Raw genomic sequence first — 19,511 nt, forward strand, 5'->3', positions numbered from 1 at the left:
TCCGGCTGGTCCGATGGGTCCTGCGAGGCCGTCTGCTCCCGCGGGTCCCGCCGGTCCCGCCGGTCCGGCTGGTCCGATGGGTCCTGCGAGGCCGTCTGCTCCCGCGGGTCCCGCGGGTCCCGCCGGTCCGGCTGGTCCGATGGGTCCTGCGAGGCCGTCCGCTCCCGCGGGTCCCGCGGGTCCTACCGCGCCGTCCGCGCCGGCCGGTCCCGTCGCGCCGTCTGCTCCCGCGGGTCCCGCCGGTCCGGCTGGTCCGGCGATTCCCGCCGCGCCGTCTGCTCCCGCGGGTCCTGCAGGTCCGGCTGGTCCGATGGGTCCTGCGAGGCCGTCCGCGCCCGCGGGTCCGGCGGGTCCTGCGGGTCCTGCCGGTCCGGCGATTCCCGCCGCGCCGTCGGCACCCGCGGGTCCGGCGGGTCCTGCGGGTCCTGTCGCGCCGTCTGCTCCCGCGGGACCAGCGGGTCCTGTGGGTCCCGCCGGTCCCGGGGCTCCGTCCGCACCCGCGGGTCCTGTCGCTCCGTCCGCGCCCGCGGGTCCCGCAGGCCCGGCCGGGCCTACCGGGCCCGCCGGGCCCTCCGGGCCGGGCAGACCACCCGCGGAACCCGCCGGGCCTGCCGGACCGGGCGGGCCTGCCGGACCGGCGGGGCCGCGCAGCCCGATGCCCGGCAGCCCGTCCTCGCCGTCACGGCCGTCACGGCCGTCGCGGCAACAGCAGCGCCTTCTCCCGCACTTGCACTTCTTCCGCGCGGCGGTTCCCGTCGCGTGGATACGCGAACGGTCGCACCTTCCGGCCGCCTCGCGAACCGGAGCGGCCACGTCGCCGGCGGTCCTCGTTTCGAGGAAGGGGATTCCCGTGATGCCGGCGGCGGCGTCAGCCGGAGCCTGACAGGAAAGCGCCAGAACAGCGCCGATCGTTGCCGCGACGGGCCAGTTTCGAGCACGTTTGCCGGAATTGATAATTGAAGTCCGTCTTCTGCCGCTAGAAGTCATCGCGTTCCATGTCTTTTGTGATTCAAGGGAGTCGGATTGCTTAAACCGCGATAGTGGCGGCAAGCAGGAGTTACCCGATGATCGACATGGCAAAGCGCAACCCTCGTTAACGAGGTTTAAACGGATTCGTCAATTGGAGGAATATGTCCAGATTATTTGATTTTCCTGCCATGTGTGCTCGGAGAGTGGTCGTCCTCTGGACTCGCGCTCCGGGGTGACGGCTACCTATTATCCGTCTGGATTTTTCGGATGATTATCCGGGCAACTGTCAACATGCGGATTATTTAGTTTTTGCTGCCCTTTTTTCGGTGCATCGCCTGATGCCTTCCGCTGCCTCGCGCCGTCGGACCCGAACCGGCCGGCCACCGTGTGTTCCGGCCGTACTCCCGGCTAGCTGGACTCCCTGACCACGAGCTGGGTCGGAAGGATCACCGGGGCGGCGGGCTCGCCTCTCAGCAGGCCGAGCAGCAGGCGGGCCGAGGCGGCGGCCTGCTCGCCCATGGGGCTGCGTACCGTGGTGAGCGGGGGGTCGGTGTAGAGGGCCGCCTCGATGTCGTCGTACCCCACCACCGCCACGTCGTCGGGCACCCGCCGGCCCGCCCGGCGCAGCGCCCGCATGGCGCCGATCGCCATCAGGTCGTTGGCGGCGAACACCGCGTCCAGTGCGGGGTCGTCCTCGAGCAGTTGCGCCATGGCCTCGGCTCCGGAGATCCGGGTGAAGTCGCCGATGGCCACGATCGAGCGCCGCCCGGTCTCGCTCAGGACCTCGCGGTAGGCGCCGATCCTGTCCTGGGCGGCGGACATGTCCAGCGGACCGGAGATCGTGGCGATCCGGCGCCGTCCCCGTTCCAGCAGGTGCCGCACCGCCTGGGCGGCCCCGCCGGTGTTGTCGTTGTCGACCCACGGCACGTCCAGCCGGAAGGTGGGCCTGCCGTGGGATACGAGGGGGACGCCCGTGGCGGCGAGCGCCGCCGGCAGGGGGTCGGCGCCGTGCATCGACACGAGCATGACCCCGTCCACGTGGCGGGCGGCCACGAACTGCCGGGCCCGTACGCGGGCGTCGTCGGAGCCGGCGAGCATGAGCATGACCTGCTTGCCCGCCGCCTCGAACTCGCGGCTGGCCGCGCGCACGACGGTGGAGAACATCGGATCGTCCGAGACGAGTCCGGCCGACGGGTCGGAGACGATCACCGCGATGGAGTCGGTGCGCCGGGTCACCAGGCTGCGCGCCGCGGGGTTGGGGATGTAGCCCAGGTCGTTCACCGCCCGCATGACGAGGTCGCGGATGTCGGAGGCGACCGTCGGCTCGCCGTTCACCACCCTGGAGACCGTTGACTTGGACACGCCGGCCCGGGTGGCGACAGCCTCCAGGGTGGGTCGTCTCATGTGGTTCTCCCGCAGTTCGTACCGCCCGCTGACCGGTGGTGCCTGAACGTGCGGTCCCACCCTTCCCCAAGCTTAGTCGATGATCATGAAGAGAGCGCTCCCTCACAAAGGGTGACCGGAAGGGGGATTTCTGTCAATGCCCAGAATCGGGCCGGATTTTCCCTCGCGGTGGCCGCCAGGGGAAATCTGGGAAAGCGCTCCCTGGGAAGGATCTTCTTAGTCCCAGTTCACAGCCGTTTGTAACGATGCAAGCCATTGTCCGGGAGCGCTCCCCGAGGTGTTCGGTTGATTGCCGGATCATGTGTAGCCCGTTTCGTCCTGGTTAAACGGACACTTGACAGCCCCTGTCGGGCGAGAGCAATCTCTGGGTGAGAGAGCGCTCCCCGACTCGTTACCGGTACGCACCCCCCATCCCCGAGGAGACGCGATGCCCTCGTCCCGAAGTCCCGGCCGCCGCATGGCGCTACTGATAGCCGCGGCCGTCACCCTCGTCACGTCCTGTCTCGCGGTCATGCCCGCGGAAGCCGCCGACACCCTGCTCTCCCAGGGCAAGACGGCGACCGCCTCGTCCTCGGAGAGCAGCGTGGCCTTCCCGGCGTCCGCGGCCGTGGACGGCAACGCGGGAACCCGCTGGTCCAGCGCGTTCAGCGACCCGCAGTGGATCCAGGTCGACCTCGGCGCCGGCGCGACCATCACGCAGGTGTCGCTGAACTGGGAGGCCGCCTACGGCCGGGCCTTCCAGATCCAGACCTCGCCCAACGGCACCACCTGGACCCCGATCCACTCCACGACCACCGGCACCGGCGGCAACCAGACACTGGCCGTCAACGGCACCGGCCGCTACGTGCGCGTGTACGGCACCCAGCGCGCCACCCAGTACGGCTACTCGCTCTGGGAGTTCCAGGTCTACGGGACCATCGGGGGCACCGACCCCACCCCGACCCCCACCCCCACCCCCGACCCGGGCGCGCTCAAGCTGCTGTCCTACGGCAGGCCCGGCGCGGCCTCCACCTCCCAGAGCGACGGGAACTGCTGGGAGTGCACCCCGGCCAGGGCGTTCGACCGCGACCCCGCCTCCCGCTGGGCGACCAGCTCCACCACCGGCTGGGTCGACCCGGGCTGGATCTCCGTCGACCTCGGCGCGACCGCGCAGATCAAGCAGGTCGTCCTCCAGTGGGACCCGGCCTACGCCAGGGCCTTCCAGATCCAGGTCTCGGACAACAACACCACCTGGACGCCGATCTACTCCACGACCACCGGCACCGGTTTCAAGCAGACGCTGACCGTCAACGGCACCGGCCGCTACGTGCGCATGTACGGCACCCAGCGCGCCACCCCGTACGGCTACTCGCTGTGGGAGTTCCAGGTCTGGGGCACCGGTGGCGCCCCGATAACGCCGCCGCCGCTCCCGACGGACCCGGCCGACCCGCCGACGACGCTCGTCTGGAGTGACGAGTTCAACGGCGGCGCGGGCACCAGGCCCGACGCGGCCAAGTGGACCCAGGACCCGGGCACCGGCCCGAACAACGAGCTTGAGTACTACAAGCCCGAGAACACCGCCATGGACGGCAACGGCAACCTCGTCATCACGGCGCGGCAGGAGACCACTGCCGGATCGTCCTGCCCCGGCGGTCCCTGCCAGTACACCTCCGGCCGCATCAACACCGGCGGCAAGTTCACCTTCACGTACGGCAAGGTCGAGGCCCGCGTCAAGGTCCCGAAGGGCAACGGCCTGTGGCCGGCGTTCTGGATGATGGGCGCCGACTTCCTCACCGGCAGGCCCTGGCCGTACAACGGGGAGATCGACATCCTCGAGGTGCTCGGCAAGGACGTCAAGACCTCCTACTCGACCATCCACGCCCCCGCCTACAACGGCGGCGGCGGCATCGGCGCCCCGTACACGCTGCCCAGCGGCGCGGACCTCTCCGACGACTTCCACGTCTGGGCCGCCACCTGGAACAGCAAGGGCATCGTCTACACCCTGGACGGCCGGACGGTCCTCACCCTGAGCAAGGAGCAGGTCGAGGCGACGCGCGGGCCCTGGGTCTTCGACCACCCGTTCTACATCATCCTCAACCTCGCGGTGGGCGGCGACTGGCCCGGCCCGCCGGACGCCGGTACCGGCTTCCCCAAGCAGATGCTCGTCGACTACGTGCGCGTCTACAAGTAATCCCCACCCCTCCGGCACGGCTCGCCCGAGCCGTGCCGGAGCCCTCCCCGGAACCGGAGCACCAACGGCCGAAAGTCCCCCCGAAAAGGAGTCCATCCATGCACCCGGCACTCTCCCCGGCCCGCCTGCGAAGCCGGTTACGCTCGCTGACCCTGGTGACCGCCATAGTGGCGCTCCTGGGCACGTCCCTCGTCATCCACACCACCCAGGCAAGCGCGACGTCGAAGGCACAGTCGGGGGGTTCGTCCGCCGCGGTCGTGCGGGTGGCGGAGTTCCTCGCCGACTGCCCGTTCAGCCACCGGCTGCCCGACGACCCGATCATCTTCCCCGGCATGCCGGGCGCGTCGCACATGCACAGCTTCTTCGGCAGCACCACCACCAACGCCCACACGACCCTCGCGTCCCTGCAGAGCTCCCCCACCAACTGCAACCCGCGCACCGACCTGTCGTCGTACTGGGTGCCGACCCTGTACAACGGCAACACCCCGGTGGAGCCGACCATCACCACGTTCTACTACCTGGGTGAGGGCGTGCGCGACGACATCGTCGCCCGGACCCAGCCGCTCCCGCTGGGCCTGCGGATCGTCGCGGGCAACGCCAAGGCGACCACCCCCAACGACCCGACCAGCAACGCCCGCTGGTCGTGCCTGCACGCCGGTCACGTCCCGCCGTCCAAGGACTTCGTGACCTGCCCGGCGGGCACCATGATGGAGTCCTACCTGGACTTCCCGCAGTGCTGGAACGGCAGGGACCTGGACTCGGCCGACCACAAGAGTCACATGGCCTACCCGGTCGGCCAGGCCTGCCCGGCCTCGCACCCGGTGCCGGTGCCGAAGCTGCGCCAGGTGCTGCGCTACCCGGTGAACGGGAACCCGGCCAACTTCCGGTTGGCGTCGGGCCCCGGGTACACGATGCACGGCGACTTCTTCAACGCCTGGCCGGTGGCCGAGATGGAGCGTCGCGTGCGTGACTGCATCCGCCCGGTCATCAAGTGCGGCGCGGACGGCACCCCGTCCTGACGCCGGAGTGCCGGATTCACGTCCCGTCCTGGCAGCGGTGTGCCGTCACGGCGTTCCGTTCTGACAGCGGTGTGCGGTCCTGGCATCTCGCCCTGACAGAGGTGTGCGGACTCGGCGCCTCGTTCGGCGGCACCGGTGCGGGAACCGGCCTTCGTGCCGATCTCTGTGCCGATCCCCCGTGCCGTCCCCGGCGGCGGGACCCGGAGCATCGGGTCCCGCCGCCGGCGGGCGTCGCGGGGAGGTTCGAGAACTCGAAAAGGGAGAGCTCGAAACAGGGGAGACCCGCAGGGGAGGATCGAGCGCCCCTACTGGCTCTCGCCCTCGCCCGCCTGCGCCTGCCCGTCCTGCTCGGCGAGCGTGCCGCACTTGTAGTCCGCCTCCCGCTCGGGCTGGAGCTGGATGCTGCCGAGATTCGTGGTCTCGATCGGGCGCCGGAAGGTGTCCAGCTTGTCGCAGTCGTAGAAGACGTACGTGCCCTCACTCTCGCCGAGCAACATCATCCACCGGCCCTCGTAGAGGGGCTTGTCGTCCTCGGCGTTCTTGATGACGGTCCACTGGTCCTGGAACCCGACGTAGGGCAGGAGGTCGTTGGCCTGTCCCGTCTCCTGGACCTCGATCGCTCCCGTGACCATCTGCAGGATCAGCAGGAACCCCAGGCCGATGCCCGTGAGAGCGCCGGTGAGCACCTTCATGCCGGCGCGGCCGACGGGCTTGCGGCGCAGCAGCCGGAACGGCACCAGGAACGTCAGCACGCCCAGCCCCACCGCCACGACGACCATGGGGGCGATGTCGAGGTCGCCGACGAGGCTCAACAGGCCCCAGTAGGTCGCGCCGCACCACAGCGCGGCGATCAGGGCGACGATCCAGGGGCGTTGCCGTACGGCCGCCGTGAACCTTCCGACCGCGCCGCGGGTCACCTTGTCGATCAGCCAGCCGAACCCGACGACGAGGCCGAGGAGCGGCACGACGATCAGCAGGAGCAGGATCAGCGTTCCCATCAACCGGCCGAGCAGGACGGACTGGTCGATGCCCGCCTGCTGCGGGCTGATGTTGAACACCCCGTACATCTGCTCCACGCCGAGGTAGAGGACGGCGTAGAGCGCGACACCGATCGGGACGATGATCGAGCCGATGCGCTCGATCATCGCCAGGACGCCGGTGTTCTCCTCCGCGACGGGAGGTTCGGCCCCCACGGAAGGTTCGGCCCTCACGGAGGGTTCGGCGGGGGGCGCCGGGGGAACATACCTCTGTTGCTCTGAAATATCCTGACTTGTCACGAAGGACGATGTTAAGACATAGCGGTTGACGCGACGTTGATTGCATATAAACGCGCCACTTCGTCCCTCCAACTGGGGAGGAGCCCGAGGATCGGGATCCTCTCCCGGGCTCGCCGCCGGAGGGCCCTCCCGCCACCCGAGCCTCCCCCGAGCGCCATGTCCGGTGGGCCGGAGTGTTCCCATTAACACCCGTGATGTCCTCCTGATCTGTGAAAAGTAACTATAAGTTTTTGCTGCGCAACCCAAAGTGATGGGGCTAGCCTGCCTACCGGCACAGGCCGACGGCGGCGAGAACTGCGAGAACGGCGGGGACGGCGAGGACATGGTGACGGAAGGCGCGGTGGCCATGGTCACCGGTGCGGCACAGGGCATCGGCGAGGCGGTGGCGCGAGCCCTGACCGCGACGGGCGCGCGCGTCGCCGCGCTCGACGTGAACGCGGAGCGGGTCGAGCGCGTCGCCGCGGAGCTCGGCACCGCGGTCGCCTATCCCTGCCAGGTCACCGACAGCGTCGCCGTCGACGACGCGGTCGCACGGGTCGAGGCCGATCTCGGCCCGATCGGGCTGCTCGTCAACGTCGCCGGAGTGCTCTGCTCAGGACCGGCCGTCGCCATCAGCGACGACGACTGGGCCCGCACCTTCGCCGTCAACACCGGCGGGGTCTTCCACCTGTCCCGCGCGGTCGCCCGCCGGATGATCCCCCGCAGATCCGGGGCGATCGTCACCGTGGGTTCCAACGCCGCGGGCGTGCCCCGGACGAACATGTCGGCCTACGCCGCCTCCAAGGCCGCCGCCGCGCAGTTCACCAAGTGCCTCGGCCTGGAGCTGGCGCCGTACGGCATCCGCTGCAACGTGGTGTCGCCCGGCTCCACCGACACTCCCATGCAGCGTGCCCTGTGGACCGGCGACCACGACGCCCGGACGGCCATCGACGGATCGCCGGCCGCCTTCCGGGTGGGCATCCCCCTCGGGAGGCTGGCCGATCCCGCCGACATCGCGGACGCCGTCCTCTTCCTGGCCTCCGACCGTGCCAGGCACATCACCATGCAGGACCTGTACGTCGACGGGGGCGCCACGCTCCGGTCGTAGCGCCACCCCTCCCGTTCCTGGATCCCTCTCAACAGGAGACCTCTTCACCATGCCGTCGAACGACGCCCTCACCATGTCTCGAATGCCCGACCTTCTGGGAGATTACGAGCCCGGCACCTTCTTCTTCACCTCGCCGACCCGTACCCTGCTCGCCCGGGGGGTGCTCCAGGAGGTTCCCGATTCCGGGACGACGAGCCTGCAGGGGCGCGTCGCCTCCGCCCTGCGCGACGCGATGGACTCCGATCACCCCAACCCCGTGGTGGTGGGCGCGATCCCCTTCCGCGACGACCGTCCCGCGCGCCTGCTGGTGCCCGCCGCCGTCTGCTGGACGAGCCCGCCGGCCGGTCCCTCCGCCACCCCCGAGCGGATCAGCGGGACGTTCACCGGTTTCGGCCCGGTCTCCGATCCCGGCGACTACGTGCGCGGCGTGGAGAAGGCGCTGGCCAAGCTGACCGCCGGGGAGCTCAAGAAGATCGTGCTCGCCCGCACCATGGACGTCACCCTGGGCGCCCCCGTCGACGTCGGCCGCGTCCTGCGCAACCTCATGCGGCGCGACCCGCAGGCCTACGGCTACGCGGTCGACCTGCCGTCGAGCAGCGACACCGCCCGTACCCTCCTGGGAGCCAGTCCCGAACTGCTCGTCTCCCGCTCGGGCCGCCGGGTCACGACGAACCCGCTCGCGGGGTCCGCGCCCCGCCACCCGGACCCCGTCGTCGACCGCGAACGGGCCCGCGCCCTCCTCGCCTCGGACAAGGACCTCCGCGAGCACGCCCTGGTGGTCGAGAGCATCGTGGAGGCGCTACGCCCGTACTGCCGCGAGCTGTCGGTTCCCGCCGGGCCCTCGCCGCTGTCCACCGCCTCCATGTGGCACCTGTCGACCCGGATCACCGGCGTGCTGAACGACCCGGCGGTCACGTCGCTGGAGCTGGCCACGGTACTGCACCCCACCCCCGCCGTCTGCGGTACGCCCGCGGGCGCCGCGCGCGAGGCCATCGAGGAGATCGAGTCGTTCGACCGCGGCCTGTACGCGGGCCTGGTCGGGTGGGGCGACGCGACGGGCGACGGCGAGTGGGTCGTGACCATCCGCTGCGCCGAGGTCGCCGACCACACTCTGAGGCTGTTCGCGGGCGCGGGGATCGTCGCGGGGTCGGTGCCGGAGACCGAGCTCGCCGAGACCACCGCCAAGTTCCAGACCATGCTCCGCGCCGTCGGCCTGGACCAGGACCGCTGACCCGCCGGCGCGGGAGACGACGCGCCACCGCGGGAAAGATCCGTCACCGCAGGAAAGGAGACAGTGCCCGTGGCCCTTCCCCAGATCGCCTCCTACCCGCTGCCGGAGGAGGACGATCTTCCCGAGAACCGGGTGAGCTGGCGCCCTGATCCGTGCCGCGCCATCCTGCTGGTCCACGACATGCAGAACTATTTCCTCGCCCCCTTCGCCGCCGACGCCTCGCCGCTGGACGGGCTCATCGCCAACATCGGCCTCCTGCGTGAAGCGTGCGCCGCACGGGGGATTCCCGTCGTCTACTCGATGCAGCCCGGAGGTCAGAGCGAACACGAGCGCGGCCTGCTCCAGGACTTCTGGGGCCCGGGGATCCCCGGCCTCCGGGAGAGTGAGATCGTCGCGAGCCTTCTTCCCGCGCAGCCCGACATCCTGCTCACCAAGTGGCGCTACAGCGCCTTCTGCAGGACCGACCTGCGCGCCCGGATGGAGGCCATGGGACGCGACCAGATCATCGTCTGCGGTGTCTACGCGCACATCGGCTGTCTCATGACCGTCTGCGACGCCTTCATGCAGGACCTCCAGCCGTTCCTCGTCGCCGACGCCGTCGCCGACTTCTCCCTGGAACACCACACCATGGCCCTCACGTACGCCGCACAGCGCTGCGCGGTCACGGTCGTCACCCAGGGTCTGCTGCGCGGTTGGGAGCTCGCGTCGCCGCCCGCCGAGGTGGTCGGAGGCGGGTAGCGGGGATCCGGATCGCGAGGCTGTCTCAAATACTGTCGGGGGGTATCCTTCAACAGGGGAGGCCGAGCGGAGGGGGAGAGATGCACGGATACACCGCCAACAAGCAGGACCATCTACGGCGGCTGCGCCGGATCGAGGGGCAGGCGCGGGGCCTGCAGCGGATGGTCGAGGAGGACAAGTACTGCATCGACATCCTCACCCAGGTGTCGGCGGCCAACCGGGCCCTGCAGTCCTTCGCGCTGTCCCTGCTGGAGGAGCATCTGGCGCACTGCGTGGCCGAGGCCACCGCCAAGGGCGGCGCCGAGGCCGAGGAGAAGGTCAGGGAGGCGTCCGACGCCATCGCCAGGCTCGTCCGTTCCTGAGCGCGTCGCGACGGGCGTCACCGTCGGGCGCCGCCCCGAGCCCGTCGCGGGCGTTCATGCGTCGATCTTCGCCGCCAGGCTGCGCTGGAAGTGGGCGCAGCCGGTGAAGTCGTCGTGGTCGCAGGCCAGGGCGCATTCGATCATGTGGAGCGACGACCGCGCCTGGGCGACGCGTCGCGTCAGATCCGCGTGCCTGCGGCGCAGGACGTCGCGTCGCGCCTCCGGATCGCCGATGGAGATCATTTCCCGGATGTCGGCGAGGGAGAACCCGGCTTCCTTGGCGCGCAGGATCACCGCGACACGATAGAGGTGGTCGCGGTCGTAGCGGCGGCGGTCGGCCCCGACGCGGGCTGGGGCCAGAAGTCTCATGGCCTCCCAGTGCCGCAGGACGTGGGTGGGCAGGCCGAACCGCCCGGCGATCTCGCCGATGCTCATCATCTCGCCACCGTCGCTTGACTTCATGTCGGCATTAAGTCGCATTCTCGATGACATGTCCAACGACACCACTGCAGACCGAACAGACCGAACAGACCGGCAGGACCGAGCCGAGCGGAACGACCGGCAGGACCGAACGGATCCAACGGGCCGGACAGGGCGGGAAGGGCCGGAGGGGCCGGAGGGGGACACCGTCACCGAGCTGGTCCGGTTGCTCGACGCGTTCGACGCTCTCCCCGACTCCGTCCGGCTGCGCGCCCGCTCCTACGACCTGCTCCACCTCACGCCGGGGGCGCCCGTGGTCGACGTCGGCTGCGGGACCGGTTTGGCCGTCGCCGAGCTGGCCGGGCGCGGTGCGCGGGCGATCGGCGTCGACCTCAGCGAGCAGATGATCGCCGAGGGCCGCCGGCGCGAGTCCGGCGCGGATCTCCGCGTCGGCGACGCCCGCGAGCTGCCGTTCCGGGACGGTGAGCTGGCCGGGTATCGCGCCGAGAAGCTCTACCACGAGTTCGGCGATCCGGCCGGGGCGCTCGGTGAGGCGCGGCGGGTGCTCGCTCCGGGCGGACGGATCGTCCTGATCGGGCAGGACTGGGACACCTTCGTCATCGACTCCGACACCCCGGCCCTCACCCGGACCATCGTGCACGCCCGCGCCGACCTCATCCCCGCGCCCCGTGCCGCCCGCGCCTACCGGGCCCTCCTGCTGGACGCCGGATTCGACGACGTCACCGTGGAGGCCCACACCGGTGTCCTCACCGGCCCGCCGGTGCTGCCCATGCTCGTGGGGACCGCCGGTGCCGCCCGTGACGCCGGTGCCATCACCGAGGACGACGCCGGTACGTGGATCGCGGAACAGACCGGACGCGCGCGTACCGGACGGCTTTTCGTGGCCGTGCCGCTGTTCGTCGCGGCCGCGCGTCGCTGAAAAGCGCTGGACGGCCGGTTATGAGGCTGGGGAAGCGGGTGATACCGGTAGAGAGCTATTCCGCGGGATCCGCCTCGTGCGCGTCCCGATGGTCGGGATCGACGGCGAGCACGACATGGAGCAGGTCCTCGATGGCGTGGGCGAGGCGCTGATCGGACAGCTCGTACCGGGTCTGGCGCCCCTCGGGCACCGCGACCACCAGGCCGCAGCCGCGCAGGCACGACAGGTGGTTGGACACGTTCTGGCGCGTCAGCCCGAGCTCTTCGGCCAGGCGTGCCGGGTAGGTGGGTCCCTGGAGGAGGGCGATGAGCATCCGGCAACGGTTGGGATCGGCCAGCGCCCTTCCGAGACGGGCCATCGCGTCAAGGCGTGTCGCGGCGGTGAGCATGGTTATCACAATACATCACTTGCTGTATATACAGTGATTGCTGTATAAACACTGGGGGCTGTACCGACAGGGATGGGGCGTCATGGGGCACGGGCACGGGCATGGGCACACGACGCCGACGGCGGCCGCGGCACACCGCGGGCGCCTGGTCGTCGTGCTGCTGCTGACCATCGGCGTGCTCGTCGTCGAGGTCGTCGGCGCGGCGCTGTCGGGCAGCCTGGCGCTGCTCGCCGACGCCGGGCACATGGCCACCGACGCCGCGGGCATCGCGCTGGCGCTGTTCGCCGTCTGGATGGCCGGCAAGCCGGCCAGCGCCCGGCGCACCTTCGGCTACCAGCGGGCGGAGATCCTCGCCGCCGCGATCAACGCCGTCGTCCTCCTCGCGCTGAGCCTCTACATCCTGTACGAGGCCGTCCGGCGCTTCGCCGACCCCGAGCCGGTCGGCGGAACGGTGATGCTCGTGACGGCCGCGGTCGGCCTGGCCGCCAACGCGGTCGGGCTGTGGCTGCTGCGCCCCGGCCAGACGGAGAGCCTCAACCTGAGGGGCGCCTACCTGGAGGTCCTCGGCGACCTGCTGGCCTCGGTCGCGGTGATCGCCGCCGCGGTCGTCATCGCGCTCACCGGCTGGACGACGGCGGACCCGATCGTCTCCGTCGTCATCGCCCTGCTGATCGTGCCGCGCAGTTGGAGCCTGCTGCGCGAGGCCGTGGACATCCTGCTCGAGGCCGTCCCCCGGGGGGTCGACCTGGAGGAGGTCCGCAGGCACCTGCTGGAGACGCCGGGTGTCATCGACGTCCACGACCTGCACGCCTGGACCATCACCTCGGGGCTCCCCGTCATGTCCGCCCACGTCGTGATGGCGGACGGTGTCCTGGTGGACGGCTCCTTCGGCCCGGTGCTGGACCGGCTGCACGAGTGCCTGGCCGGTCACTTCGACGTCGAGCACTCCACCCTGCAGCTGGAGCCCGCCGGTCACGCGGACCACGAGGGCGCCCGGCACCGCTGAGCGGGCGTCCGGGCGCGGGTGTCATGGCCGCTCAGGGCGTCTGGAAACCGGCCTTGGCCAGCACCTCCGCCCCCTGCCGCGACAGCACGAGGTCGACGAACCGCCTGGCCGCCTCCGGGACGGGCGCGCCGGCCAGGACCGCGATCGGGTAGTCGTTGACCGCTTTCCCGGCCTCGGGGAAGTCGATGCCCCGTACCTTGCCACCGGAGGCGATGACGTCCGTTTTGTAGACCAGGGCGGCGTCGACCTCGCCGAGCTCGACCTTGGTCAGGGTGGCCTTGACGTCCTGTTCCAGCGTGACAGGGGTGACCTTGAGCCTGGCCGCGTCCAGTGCCCTGACCGCGGCGGCGCCGCAGGGCACCTGCTCGGCGCACAGGGCGACCTTGACCTTCGGGTCGGCCAGGTCCGCCAGGTCGTCGACCTTGGCCGGGTTGCCGGCAGGGACGGCGATCTGGAGGGTGTTGCGAGCGAAGACGGCCGGGCCGGTGGCCAGGGAGGCGTCGGTGACGATCTTCATGGTGGCGGGACTGGCGGCGGCGAAGACGTCGGCGGGGGCGCCCTGGACGGCCTGCTGGGCCAGGGTGGCGCTGGAGCCGAAGCTGAACCGTACCGTCGTGCCCGGATGCGCGGCCTCGAAGGCCTTGCCCAACTCGGTGAACGTGCCGGTCAGCGACGCGGCGGCGAGCACCGTCAGTGTCGTGGCATCGCCCTCGGCGGAGGTGGGGGCGGACGCGGGAGCCGGGTCGCCGGCGCCGCAGCCGGACAGGACGGCGGCCAGGGTGAGGGCGAGGGGAACCGTGACGGCCCACCGGGGAAGACGCCTGGACAACGAGGGCTCCTCACTGACTCACCGACTCACCGTGCTGATCCGGAACGTCGCCGGGAACAGTCACCGTACCTCGCACATTCACCCACAATGAAAGAAAAAACTAGCAAACACACTATCTATTGCCATTTTTGCACAGCATCTGCGATGTTCGAAAACCTCCCGCGCGGGTCCGGCCCGGGAGCGCGGGCGGTCCCGGACATCAGGTGCTGTGTGGACGGGGTGCGCGAGAGGAGGCATGCTGCGCCTCGCATCCACCGAATACCGGAATGAATGGATCAGGTATGGATCTGCTGCCCTTCGCCACGGCGCACGCGACCACGGTCGCGGGCTGGCCCGCCTCGCCGCGAGAGGTCGCGATGTGGTGCGGACGGCACGAGTTCCCCCTGCCGGCGCGGGTCGTCGCCGACTGGCAGCAAGGAGAGGACGTGCGCTCCCACATGCTCTTCGCGGAGGGGGACCCGCTCGGCTACGGGGAGCTGTGGGTCGACACCGAGGAGGAAGAGATCGAACTCGCCCGGATCATCGTGGCCCCCGGTGCCCGGGGCGGGGGGATCGGGCGGGAGCTGGTGCGAGGACTGGCCGCGCTGGCTCGGGACGCGGGCTACGCGAACGTCTTCATGCGCGTGCACCCGGACAACGCCCGGGCCCTGCGGTGCTACCGGGGAGCCGGTTTCCTGCCGGTCGACGCCCACCTGGCTGCGGAGTGGAACGTCTCCCAGCCGGTCGGCTATGTCTGGCTGCAGCACGCGGGCCCCGGCGAGCCCGGCCGTTCGCCCCAGGCGGGCTGATCTTCACCGGGCCCTCGTCTCGTGAACCGGGCGGATCGATCGGCGGTCCGACGCGGGCGGGTGAGAACGGGTTCCCGCCGCGAGCCGATCGTCCGCGCCGGGTCGCCTTTTCGGCCGAGTCACCTTCTCAACGGAAGTCGAGTCACCTTTTCGACGAAACAGGCATGACCGCCGGGAGAATCCCGCGGATGCGGTTCGAGGAAATCCGGATTGTCATGACCGGTGGCGTGCCCGGCGACCCGGTGCCGATCGAGTCGCCCTTAAAATGATCTTTATGACCCCGTGGCGCACGGCCGTCGAATCCGGGAAAGCGAAAGGCCGTTCCTGATTTCTCAGAAACGGCCCTTGACCTCGGGACTTTACTCAACGTCGGGGTGACAGGATTTGAACCTGCGGCCTCTTCGTCCCGAACGAAGCGCGCTACCAAGCTGCGCCACACCCCGGTCACACGCCCGGTCTTGCTCGTGCTTGGAAAAGTCTAGCGGACTTCGTGGGTGCTTGCGTCGCCGCGACGGCGGGGCATCAGGGTCAGGAGGCTGGCCTCGGGGTAGCAGGAGAAGCGGACCGGGGCGTAGGGGCTGGTACCGAGGCCGGCGGAGACGTGGAGGTAGGCGGAGTCGTGGCGGCTCATGCCCTTGACGCGGGCCCGGTCGATGCCGCAGTTGGTGACCAGGGCGCCGTAGAAGGGGACGCAGAGCTGTCCGCCGTGAGTGTGCCCGGCGAGCAGCAGCTGGTAACCGTCGGCGGCGAAACGGGTCAGGTTGCGGGGCTCCGGCGAGTGCATCACGCCCAGGCGCAGGTCGGCCGCCGCCGGGGCGGGACCGGCGATCAGGTCGTAGCGGTCGAGGTTGATGTGGGAGTCGTGGATGCCGCCCACGGCCACGTCGAGATCGCCGACCTTGAGGCGGGCGGTGGTGTTGTTCATGTCCAGCCAGCCCTCGGCGGCCATGGCGGCGCCCAGCTCCTCCCAGGGGAGGGTGGGGATCTTCTGTCCGTAGTCGGCCTTGGAGGTGCGCCAGAGGTAGCGGGCGGGGTTCTTCGGCCGCGGCTCGTACATGTCGTTGGAACCGTAGACGAACAGGCCCGGGCGCGACAGCAGGGGCTCCAGGGCGTGCATGAGGGGCGTGATCGCGTCGGGGTGCGAGATGGAGTCGCCGGTGTTGACCACCAGGTCGGGGTTGAGGGCCCCCAGCGAGCGCACCCAGTCGATCAGCCTCCGCCTCCCGGGGGTGAGGTGCAGGTCGGACAGGTGGAGGATGCGCACGGGCCGCTGCCCCGGCTCCAGCACGGGCACGTCGAAGCGGCGCAGCCGGAACGCGTTGCGCTCGACGACCGAGGCGTACGCGAGACCGGCCAGGCCGACGCCGAACAGGGACAGGGGCACCGCGGCTGCTTTCCTCACCTTCTCATCATGCCCGAGATCGGGCCCTCGAACGGAAACTCGGGATACAGCGGGGCTGGTGAGGCGGCAAGATGGACGCCATGAGCGCATTGAAGGACAAGCTGAAGGCCGATCTCACGGCCTCCATGAAGAGCAGGGACGAGATCCGCACCCGCACGATTCGCATGGCCCTCGCGGCCGTGAACGTCGAGGAGGTCTCGGGTAAGACGGCACGCGAGCTCAGCGACGACGAGGTCGTCAAGGTGCTGGCCAAGGAGGCCAAGAAGCGCCGCGAGGCTGCCGAGGCGTTCAGCGGTGCCGGCCGGGTGGAGCAGGCCCAGGCGGAGGTCGACGAGCAGGCCGTGCTGGAGGCGTACCTGCCCGCGCAGTTGTCCGACGAGGAGCTCGCCGGGCTCGTGGACGAGGCCGTCGCCGAGAGCGGTGCCACCGGGCCGCAGGCCATGGGTCAGGTCATGAAGCTCGTGAACCCGAAGGTCGCCGGACGCGCCGAGGGTGGTCGCGTCGCGCAGGCCGTACGAGCTCGCCTGGCGTCCTCCTGATCCGATCGGTCTGATCGCTCCGGCGTTCCGGGGCGCCGGTGGTCCCGGGCTCCGGTGTCGCCACGGGACCGCCGGGGCGAGCTACGGGACCACCGGGGCGATCGGGGCGCCGCCGTTCGGGCCGAACGGGGCGCCGCCGTTGACCTCACGGTTGTCGCCGCCGTCCGGCCCGAACGGGCCGTCGCCGTTGTCACCCCGGTCGTCGCCCCGGTCGTCCCTGGGCCCGTCGCCGTCCCCGCGCTTCGGCGGAGGCTTGGGCGCGCACCGGCCGGCGGAGCAGCCGCCGAAGCGCTCCATGTTCACCGGGGTGAAGGGGGTCGCCTCGACGCCCTTGAGCGCGCCGAGCATGGAGTTCTTCCAGATCCGCCCGGAGATCTCGGCGCCGTACACGTAGCTGTAGTAGCGCCCGCCGATGGTCACGCCGATCAGGTCGTACTTGAAGGCGCCGCGCGGGTCGCCGAGGCTCACCGCGGAGGCGAGTTCGGGGGTGAACCCGGCGAACCAGGCGGCGGTGTAGTCGTCGGTGGTGCCGGTCTTGCCCGCCGCCGGACGGCCGATGCCGCCGACCCCGCTCATCGTGCCCTTGGTGAAGACCCCGGACATGATGTGGCTGGCCGCGTCGGCGACCTCCTCGTCCAGGACCTGCTTGCACTTCGGCTTGTAGGAGATCTTCTTGCCGTCGCGGTCGGTGCTCTCGGTGATCACCATCGGGCTGCAGTAGGTGCCGCGGGCGGCGATCGTCGCGTAGGCGGCGGAGACCGTCACCGGGTCCATCTCGTTGATGCCGAGAGTGAAGGTCTCGAACTCCTTCAGAGGCTTGCCGTCGGCGCGCTTGATGCCCAGGCTCTTGGCCATCTTGACCGTCTCGCAGAGGCCGACCTCCTGCTCCAGGCGCATGAAGAAGGTGTTCACCGACCCCAGGGTGCCGGTGGTCAGGGTCTTGAAGCCGCCGCCGCCCTCGCTGGAGTTCTTGACCTCGTGGTCGGGCTCGCCGACCGCCTTGCCCTTGCAGTTGCGGAACGCGCTGTGGCTGGGTGCCCGGTATCCGGAGCCGGTGCCGAAGCCGTCGCCCAGCTTCATGCCCTGGTCAAGGGCGGTCAGCAGGGTGAAGGGCTTGAACGTGGAGCCCGCCTGGAAGCCCGCTCCGCCGCCGTGCTCCCGGTCGCCGACGAGGTTGTAGCTGATCTCGTTCTTCTTCTTGTTCCTGCCGAAGTTGCGGCTGGCCGCCATCGCCTTTACGGCGCCGGTGCCGGGAACGACCATCGCCTGCGCGGCGACCGGCTTGTCGCTGGTCTTGACGTATTCCTTGATCGCCTTCTCCGAGGCCTTCTGGGCCTTCGGGGTGAGCGTCGTCTTGATGACCAGACCGCCCCGCTGCAGCAGCCTCTCGCGCTGCTTGCGGGTCTTGCCGAAGTCCTCGTTGGTCGCGATCTCCTGCCGCACGTAGAGGCAGAAGTACGGGTAGGCGCTCTCCTCGCAGCCGCCGGGGGCCTCGATGTTCTTGAAGCCGAGCTTCTTCTTCTTGGCCTCCTCGGCCTCCTGCTGCGTGATCTTGCCGAGCTCGGCCATCCGGTTCAGCACGATGTTGCGCCGCTCCAGCAGCCGGTCGCGGGAGGCCTTGCCCGCGTTCGGGTCGGTCACGCTCGGGTTCTGCACGGCCCCGGCGAGGGTGGCCGCCTCCCACAGGGTCAGCTTCGAGGCCGGCTTGTCGAAGAAGCGCCGGGAGGCGGCCTGGATGCCGTAGGCGCCCGCGCCGAAGTAGGAGATGTTCAGATAGCGCTCGAGGACCTCAGACTTGGTGTACTTCTCCTCGATGGCCAGCGCGTAGCGCAGCTCGTTCAGCTTCCTGGAGAGCGTGGGCGCGATCGCGGCGGCCTGCTCCTCCTTGGTCTCCGCGGCGTTGACGAGCACGAGCTTGACGTACTGCTGCGTGATGGAGGAGCCGCCCTGGACGACCCCGCCGCCCGAGACGTTTCTCACCGCGGCCCGGAAGGTGCCCTCGATGTCGATCGCCCCGTGCTCGTAGAACCGGTCGTCCTCGATCGCCACGATCGCCGTCTTCATGACGTCGGCGACCTCGTCCAGTCTCACCGACTCGCGGTTCTCGAAATAGAACTGGGCGAACTGCTTGCCGTTGGCGTCGAGCAGGGTGGTCTTCTCGGCGAGGGGGGGCTCCTTGAGCTCTTCGGGGAGAAGACGCAGCTCGTTCGTCGCCGCGTTCACCGTCATCCCCGCGCCACCCACCGCCGGAAGCGCCACGGCGGCGACGAGCACGCCCGTGATGGCGGCCGCGCCGAGCAACTTCAGCACATTACCGGCAGCGCCGATCACAGACCCCTGGTCTTTGCCTTGAGCTTGCACAGGACCAAGGGTACGTCGGACGGATGGCGCAAACGGTAACGGAACGCCATCTTAGCTTGGCTTTGTCCCGTTATCTCAGGCAGGTGACTAGTCATTCCCGGCCAGATGGCCGTGGATGACCATGTGAGAATTTGGTCCCGCCGGGGTCTGTCGGCCCGAACGTCTGGTTGCGTACGTTCTCTTTCTGCAGCAATTGAATACCGAGGCCCGACGCCCGCGCCCGTCGGCCCAAGTCACGACTGACCACCTAAAGGGGAGTGGGGTCGAATGTGGATCACGGATTGGACCTCCCGTGCGGCCTGTAAGGGTGCGGATCCTGACGCTTTGTTCGTTCAGGGTGCTGCCCAGAACCGAGCGAAGCTGATCTGCCGAGGATGCCCGGTCCGGACCGAGTGCCTCGCCGATGCGCTGGACAACCGCATCGAGTTCGGGGTGTGGGGCGGGATGACCGAGCGCGAACGCCGCGCGCTGTTGCGCCGGCGACCGGATGTCGACTCCTGGCGGGACCTGCTGGAGTTGGCCAAAGAGGAATACGAGCGGACTAACGAGCTGATCGCCGGCTGAGTTCGCGCCCATCCCGT

General features: G+C 69.8%; 18 protein-coding genes and 1 tRNA gene. 11 read left to right on the plus strand and 8 right to left on the minus strand.

Annotation, left to right across the window (positions count from 1 at the left end; translation table 11 throughout):
* Positions 1-1,377: 1,377 nt before the first annotated feature.
* On the minus strand, positions 1,378-2,373 hold the full coding sequence (locus tag AB0F88_RS27285) for a LacI family DNA-binding transcriptional regulator (RefSeq protein ID WP_362689874.1): 996 nt from the start codon (positions 2,371-2,373) through the stop codon (positions 1,378-1,380).
* Between the two features lie 427 nt (positions 2,374-2,800).
* On the opposite strand from AB0F88_RS27285, the gene AB0F88_RS27290 reads away from it, so the two are divergent.
* Both AB0F88_RS27290 and AB0F88_RS27295 read left to right on the plus strand, forming a co-directional pair.
* Positions 2,801-4,543, plus strand: coding sequence for a discoidin domain-containing protein (locus AB0F88_RS27290; protein WP_362689877.1), 1,743 nt, complete (start codon positions 2,801-2,803; stop codon positions 4,541-4,543).
* 98 nt (positions 4,544-4,641) lie between these two features.
* Positions 4,642-5,562, plus strand: coding sequence for a DUF1996 domain-containing protein (locus AB0F88_RS27295; RefSeq protein WP_362689879.1), 921 nt, complete (start codon positions 4,642-4,644; stop codon positions 5,560-5,562).
* 305 nt (positions 5,563-5,867) lie between these two features.
* Here the strand turns inward: AB0F88_RS27295 and AB0F88_RS27300 are convergent, their stop codons facing one another.
* The gene (locus AB0F88_RS27300; protein ID WP_362689882.1) at positions 5,868-6,755 is read right to left on the minus strand and encodes a hypothetical protein; all 888 of its coding nucleotides are present in this window, start codon (positions 6,753-6,755) and stop codon (positions 5,868-5,870) included.
* A gap of 406 nt (positions 6,756-7,161) precedes the next feature.
* Between AB0F88_RS27300 and AB0F88_RS27305 the strand changes: the two genes are divergently transcribed.
* From AB0F88_RS27305 to AB0F88_RS27320, 4 genes are all read left to right on the plus strand, one after another.
* Positions 7,162-7,926, plus strand: a complete 765-nt coding sequence (locus tag AB0F88_RS27305) for a 2,3-dihydro-2,3-dihydroxybenzoate dehydrogenase (protein ID WP_362690455.1) — start codon at positions 7,162-7,164, stop codon at positions 7,924-7,926.
* An 82-nt stretch (positions 7,927-8,008) separates the two neighbouring features.
* Entirely contained in the window at positions 8,009-9,157 is a 1,149-nt protein-coding gene (gene dhbC, locus AB0F88_RS27310) for an isochorismate synthase DhbC (protein ID WP_362689885.1), read from the plus strand.
* Positions 9,158-9,226: 69 nt separating this feature from the next.
* Positions 9,227-9,895: an isochorismatase family protein gene (locus tag AB0F88_RS27315; protein ID WP_362689888.1), complete on the plus strand. Its 669-nt coding sequence runs from the start codon at positions 9,227-9,229 to the stop codon at positions 9,893-9,895.
* 80 nt (positions 9,896-9,975) lie between these two features.
* Positions 9,976-10,257: a metal-sensitive transcriptional regulator gene (locus tag AB0F88_RS27320; protein WP_362689891.1), complete on the plus strand. Its 282-nt coding sequence runs from the start codon at positions 9,976-9,978 to the stop codon at positions 10,255-10,257.
* 54 nt (positions 10,258-10,311) lie between these two features.
* On the opposite strand, the gene AB0F88_RS27325 is transcribed toward AB0F88_RS27320, so the two are convergent.
* Positions 10,312-10,719, minus strand: a complete 408-nt coding sequence (locus AB0F88_RS27325) for a MerR family transcriptional regulator (protein ID WP_362689894.1) — start codon at positions 10,717-10,719, stop codon at positions 10,312-10,314.
* A gap of 184 nt (positions 10,720-10,903) precedes the next feature.
* Between AB0F88_RS27325 and AB0F88_RS27330 the strand changes: the two genes are divergently transcribed.
* Complete coding sequence (locus AB0F88_RS27330; protein ID WP_362689897.1) at positions 10,904-11,617, plus strand: methyltransferase domain-containing protein; 714 nt, start codon at positions 10,904-10,906, stop codon at positions 11,615-11,617.
* A gap of 55 nt (positions 11,618-11,672) precedes the next feature.
* Here the strand turns inward: AB0F88_RS27330 and AB0F88_RS27335 are convergent, their stop codons facing one another.
* Positions 11,673-12,005 carry a metalloregulator ArsR/SmtB family transcription factor gene (locus AB0F88_RS27335; protein WP_362689900.1) on the minus strand — a complete coding sequence of 111 codons (333 nt, stop codon included), beginning with the start codon at positions 12,003-12,005 and terminating at the stop codon, positions 11,673-11,675.
* Positions 12,006-12,087: 82 nt separating this feature from the next.
* On the opposite strand from AB0F88_RS27335, the gene AB0F88_RS27340 reads away from it, so the two are divergent.
* Entirely contained in the window at positions 12,088-13,011 is a 924-nt protein-coding gene (locus AB0F88_RS27340; protein WP_362689903.1) for a cation diffusion facilitator family transporter, read from the plus strand.
* A 31-nt stretch (positions 13,012-13,042) separates the two neighbouring features.
* On the opposite strand, the gene modA is transcribed toward AB0F88_RS27340, so the two are convergent.
* Positions 13,043-13,840: a molybdate ABC transporter substrate-binding protein gene (modA, locus tag AB0F88_RS27345; protein WP_362689906.1), complete on the minus strand. Its 798-nt coding sequence runs from the start codon at positions 13,838-13,840 to the stop codon at positions 13,043-13,045.
* Positions 13,841-14,121: 281 nt separating this feature from the next.
* On the opposite strand from modA, the gene AB0F88_RS27350 reads away from it, so the two are divergent.
* On the plus strand, positions 14,122-14,628 hold the full coding sequence (locus tag AB0F88_RS27350) for a GNAT family N-acetyltransferase (RefSeq protein ID WP_362689909.1): 507 nt from the start codon (positions 14,122-14,124) through the stop codon (positions 14,626-14,628).
* 369 nt (positions 14,629-14,997) lie between these two features.
* Here AB0F88_RS27350 and AB0F88_RS27355 read toward each other — a convergent pair.
* Positions 14,998-15,071: transfer RNA gene (locus AB0F88_RS27355), tRNA-Pro, on the minus strand.
* Positions 15,072-15,106: 35 nt separating this feature from the next.
* Complete coding sequence (locus AB0F88_RS27360) at positions 15,107-16,030, minus strand: metallophosphoesterase (protein WP_362689912.1); 924 nt, start codon at positions 16,028-16,030, stop codon at positions 15,107-15,109.
* Between the two features lie 80 nt (positions 16,031-16,110).
* Here AB0F88_RS27360 and AB0F88_RS27365 point away from each other — a divergent pair, with 80 nt between their 5' ends.
* The gene (locus AB0F88_RS27365; protein ID WP_362689915.1) at positions 16,111-16,569 is read left to right on the plus strand and encodes a GatB/YqeY domain-containing protein; all 459 of its coding nucleotides are present in this window, start codon (positions 16,111-16,113) and stop codon (positions 16,567-16,569) included.
* Between the two features lie 81 nt (positions 16,570-16,650).
* Here AB0F88_RS27365 and AB0F88_RS27370 read toward each other — a convergent pair whose 3' ends face one another.
* The gene (locus AB0F88_RS27370; RefSeq protein WP_362689918.1) at positions 16,651-18,879 is read right to left on the minus strand and encodes a transglycosylase domain-containing protein; all 2,229 of its coding nucleotides are present in this window, start codon (positions 18,877-18,879) and stop codon (positions 16,651-16,653) included.
* Between the two features lie 318 nt (positions 18,880-19,197).
* Between AB0F88_RS27370 and AB0F88_RS27375 the strand changes: the two genes are divergently transcribed.
* On the plus strand, positions 19,198-19,494 hold the full coding sequence (locus AB0F88_RS27375) for a WhiB family transcriptional regulator (protein WP_012887233.1): 297 nt from the start codon (positions 19,198-19,200) through the stop codon (positions 19,492-19,494).
* Positions 19,495-19,511: the final 17 nt, after the last annotated feature.

Source organism: Streptosporangium sp. NPDC023963 (genome assembly GCF_040639135.1).
In the GTDB taxonomy this organism is placed as follows: domain Bacteria; phylum Actinomycetota; class Actinomycetes; order Streptosporangiales; family Streptosporangiaceae; genus Streptosporangium.

Bases quoted from the DNA above. Each gene is read 5' to 3' on its own strand.
- AB0F88_RS27350 (WP_362689909.1), top strand. From the start codon at position 14,122: ATGGATCTGCTGCCCTTCGCCACGGCGCACGCGACCACGGTCGCGGGC.
- AB0F88_RS27340 (WP_362689903.1), top strand. From the start codon at position 12,088: ATGGGGCACGGGCACGGGCATGGGCACACGACGCCGACGGCGGCCGCG.
- AB0F88_RS27295 (WP_362689879.1), top strand. From the start codon at position 4,642: ATGCACCCGGCACTCTCCCCGGCCCGCCTGCGAAGCCGGTTACGCTCG.
- AB0F88_RS27375 (WP_012887233.1), top strand. From the start codon at position 19,198: ATGTGGATCACGGATTGGACCTCCCGTGCGGCCTGTAAGGGTGCGGAT.
- AB0F88_RS27325 (WP_362689894.1), bottom strand. From the start codon at position 10,719: ATGAAGTCAAGCGACGGTGGCGAGATGATGAGCATCGGCGAGATCGCC.
- dhbC (WP_362689885.1), top strand. From the start codon at position 8,009: ATGCCCGACCTTCTGGGAGATTACGAGCCCGGCACCTTCTTCTTCACC.
- AB0F88_RS27285 (WP_362689874.1), bottom strand. From the start codon at position 2,373: ATGAGACGACCCACCCTGGAGGCTGTCGCCACCCGGGCCGGCGTGTCC.
- AB0F88_RS27320 (WP_362689891.1), top strand. From the start codon at position 9,976: ATGCACGGATACACCGCCAACAAGCAGGACCATCTACGGCGGCTGCGC.
- AB0F88_RS27290 (WP_362689877.1), top strand. From the start codon at position 2,801: ATGCCCTCGTCCCGAAGTCCCGGCCGCCGCATGGCGCTACTGATAGCC.
- AB0F88_RS27305 (WP_362690455.1), top strand. From the start codon at position 7,162: ATGGTGACGGAAGGCGCGGTGGCCATGGTCACCGGTGCGGCACAGGGC.
- AB0F88_RS27365 (WP_362689915.1), top strand. From the start codon at position 16,111: ATGAGCGCATTGAAGGACAAGCTGAAGGCCGATCTCACGGCCTCCATG.
- AB0F88_RS27335 (WP_362689900.1), bottom strand. From the start codon at position 12,005: ATGCTCACCGCCGCGACACGCCTTGACGCGATGGCCCGTCTCGGAAGG.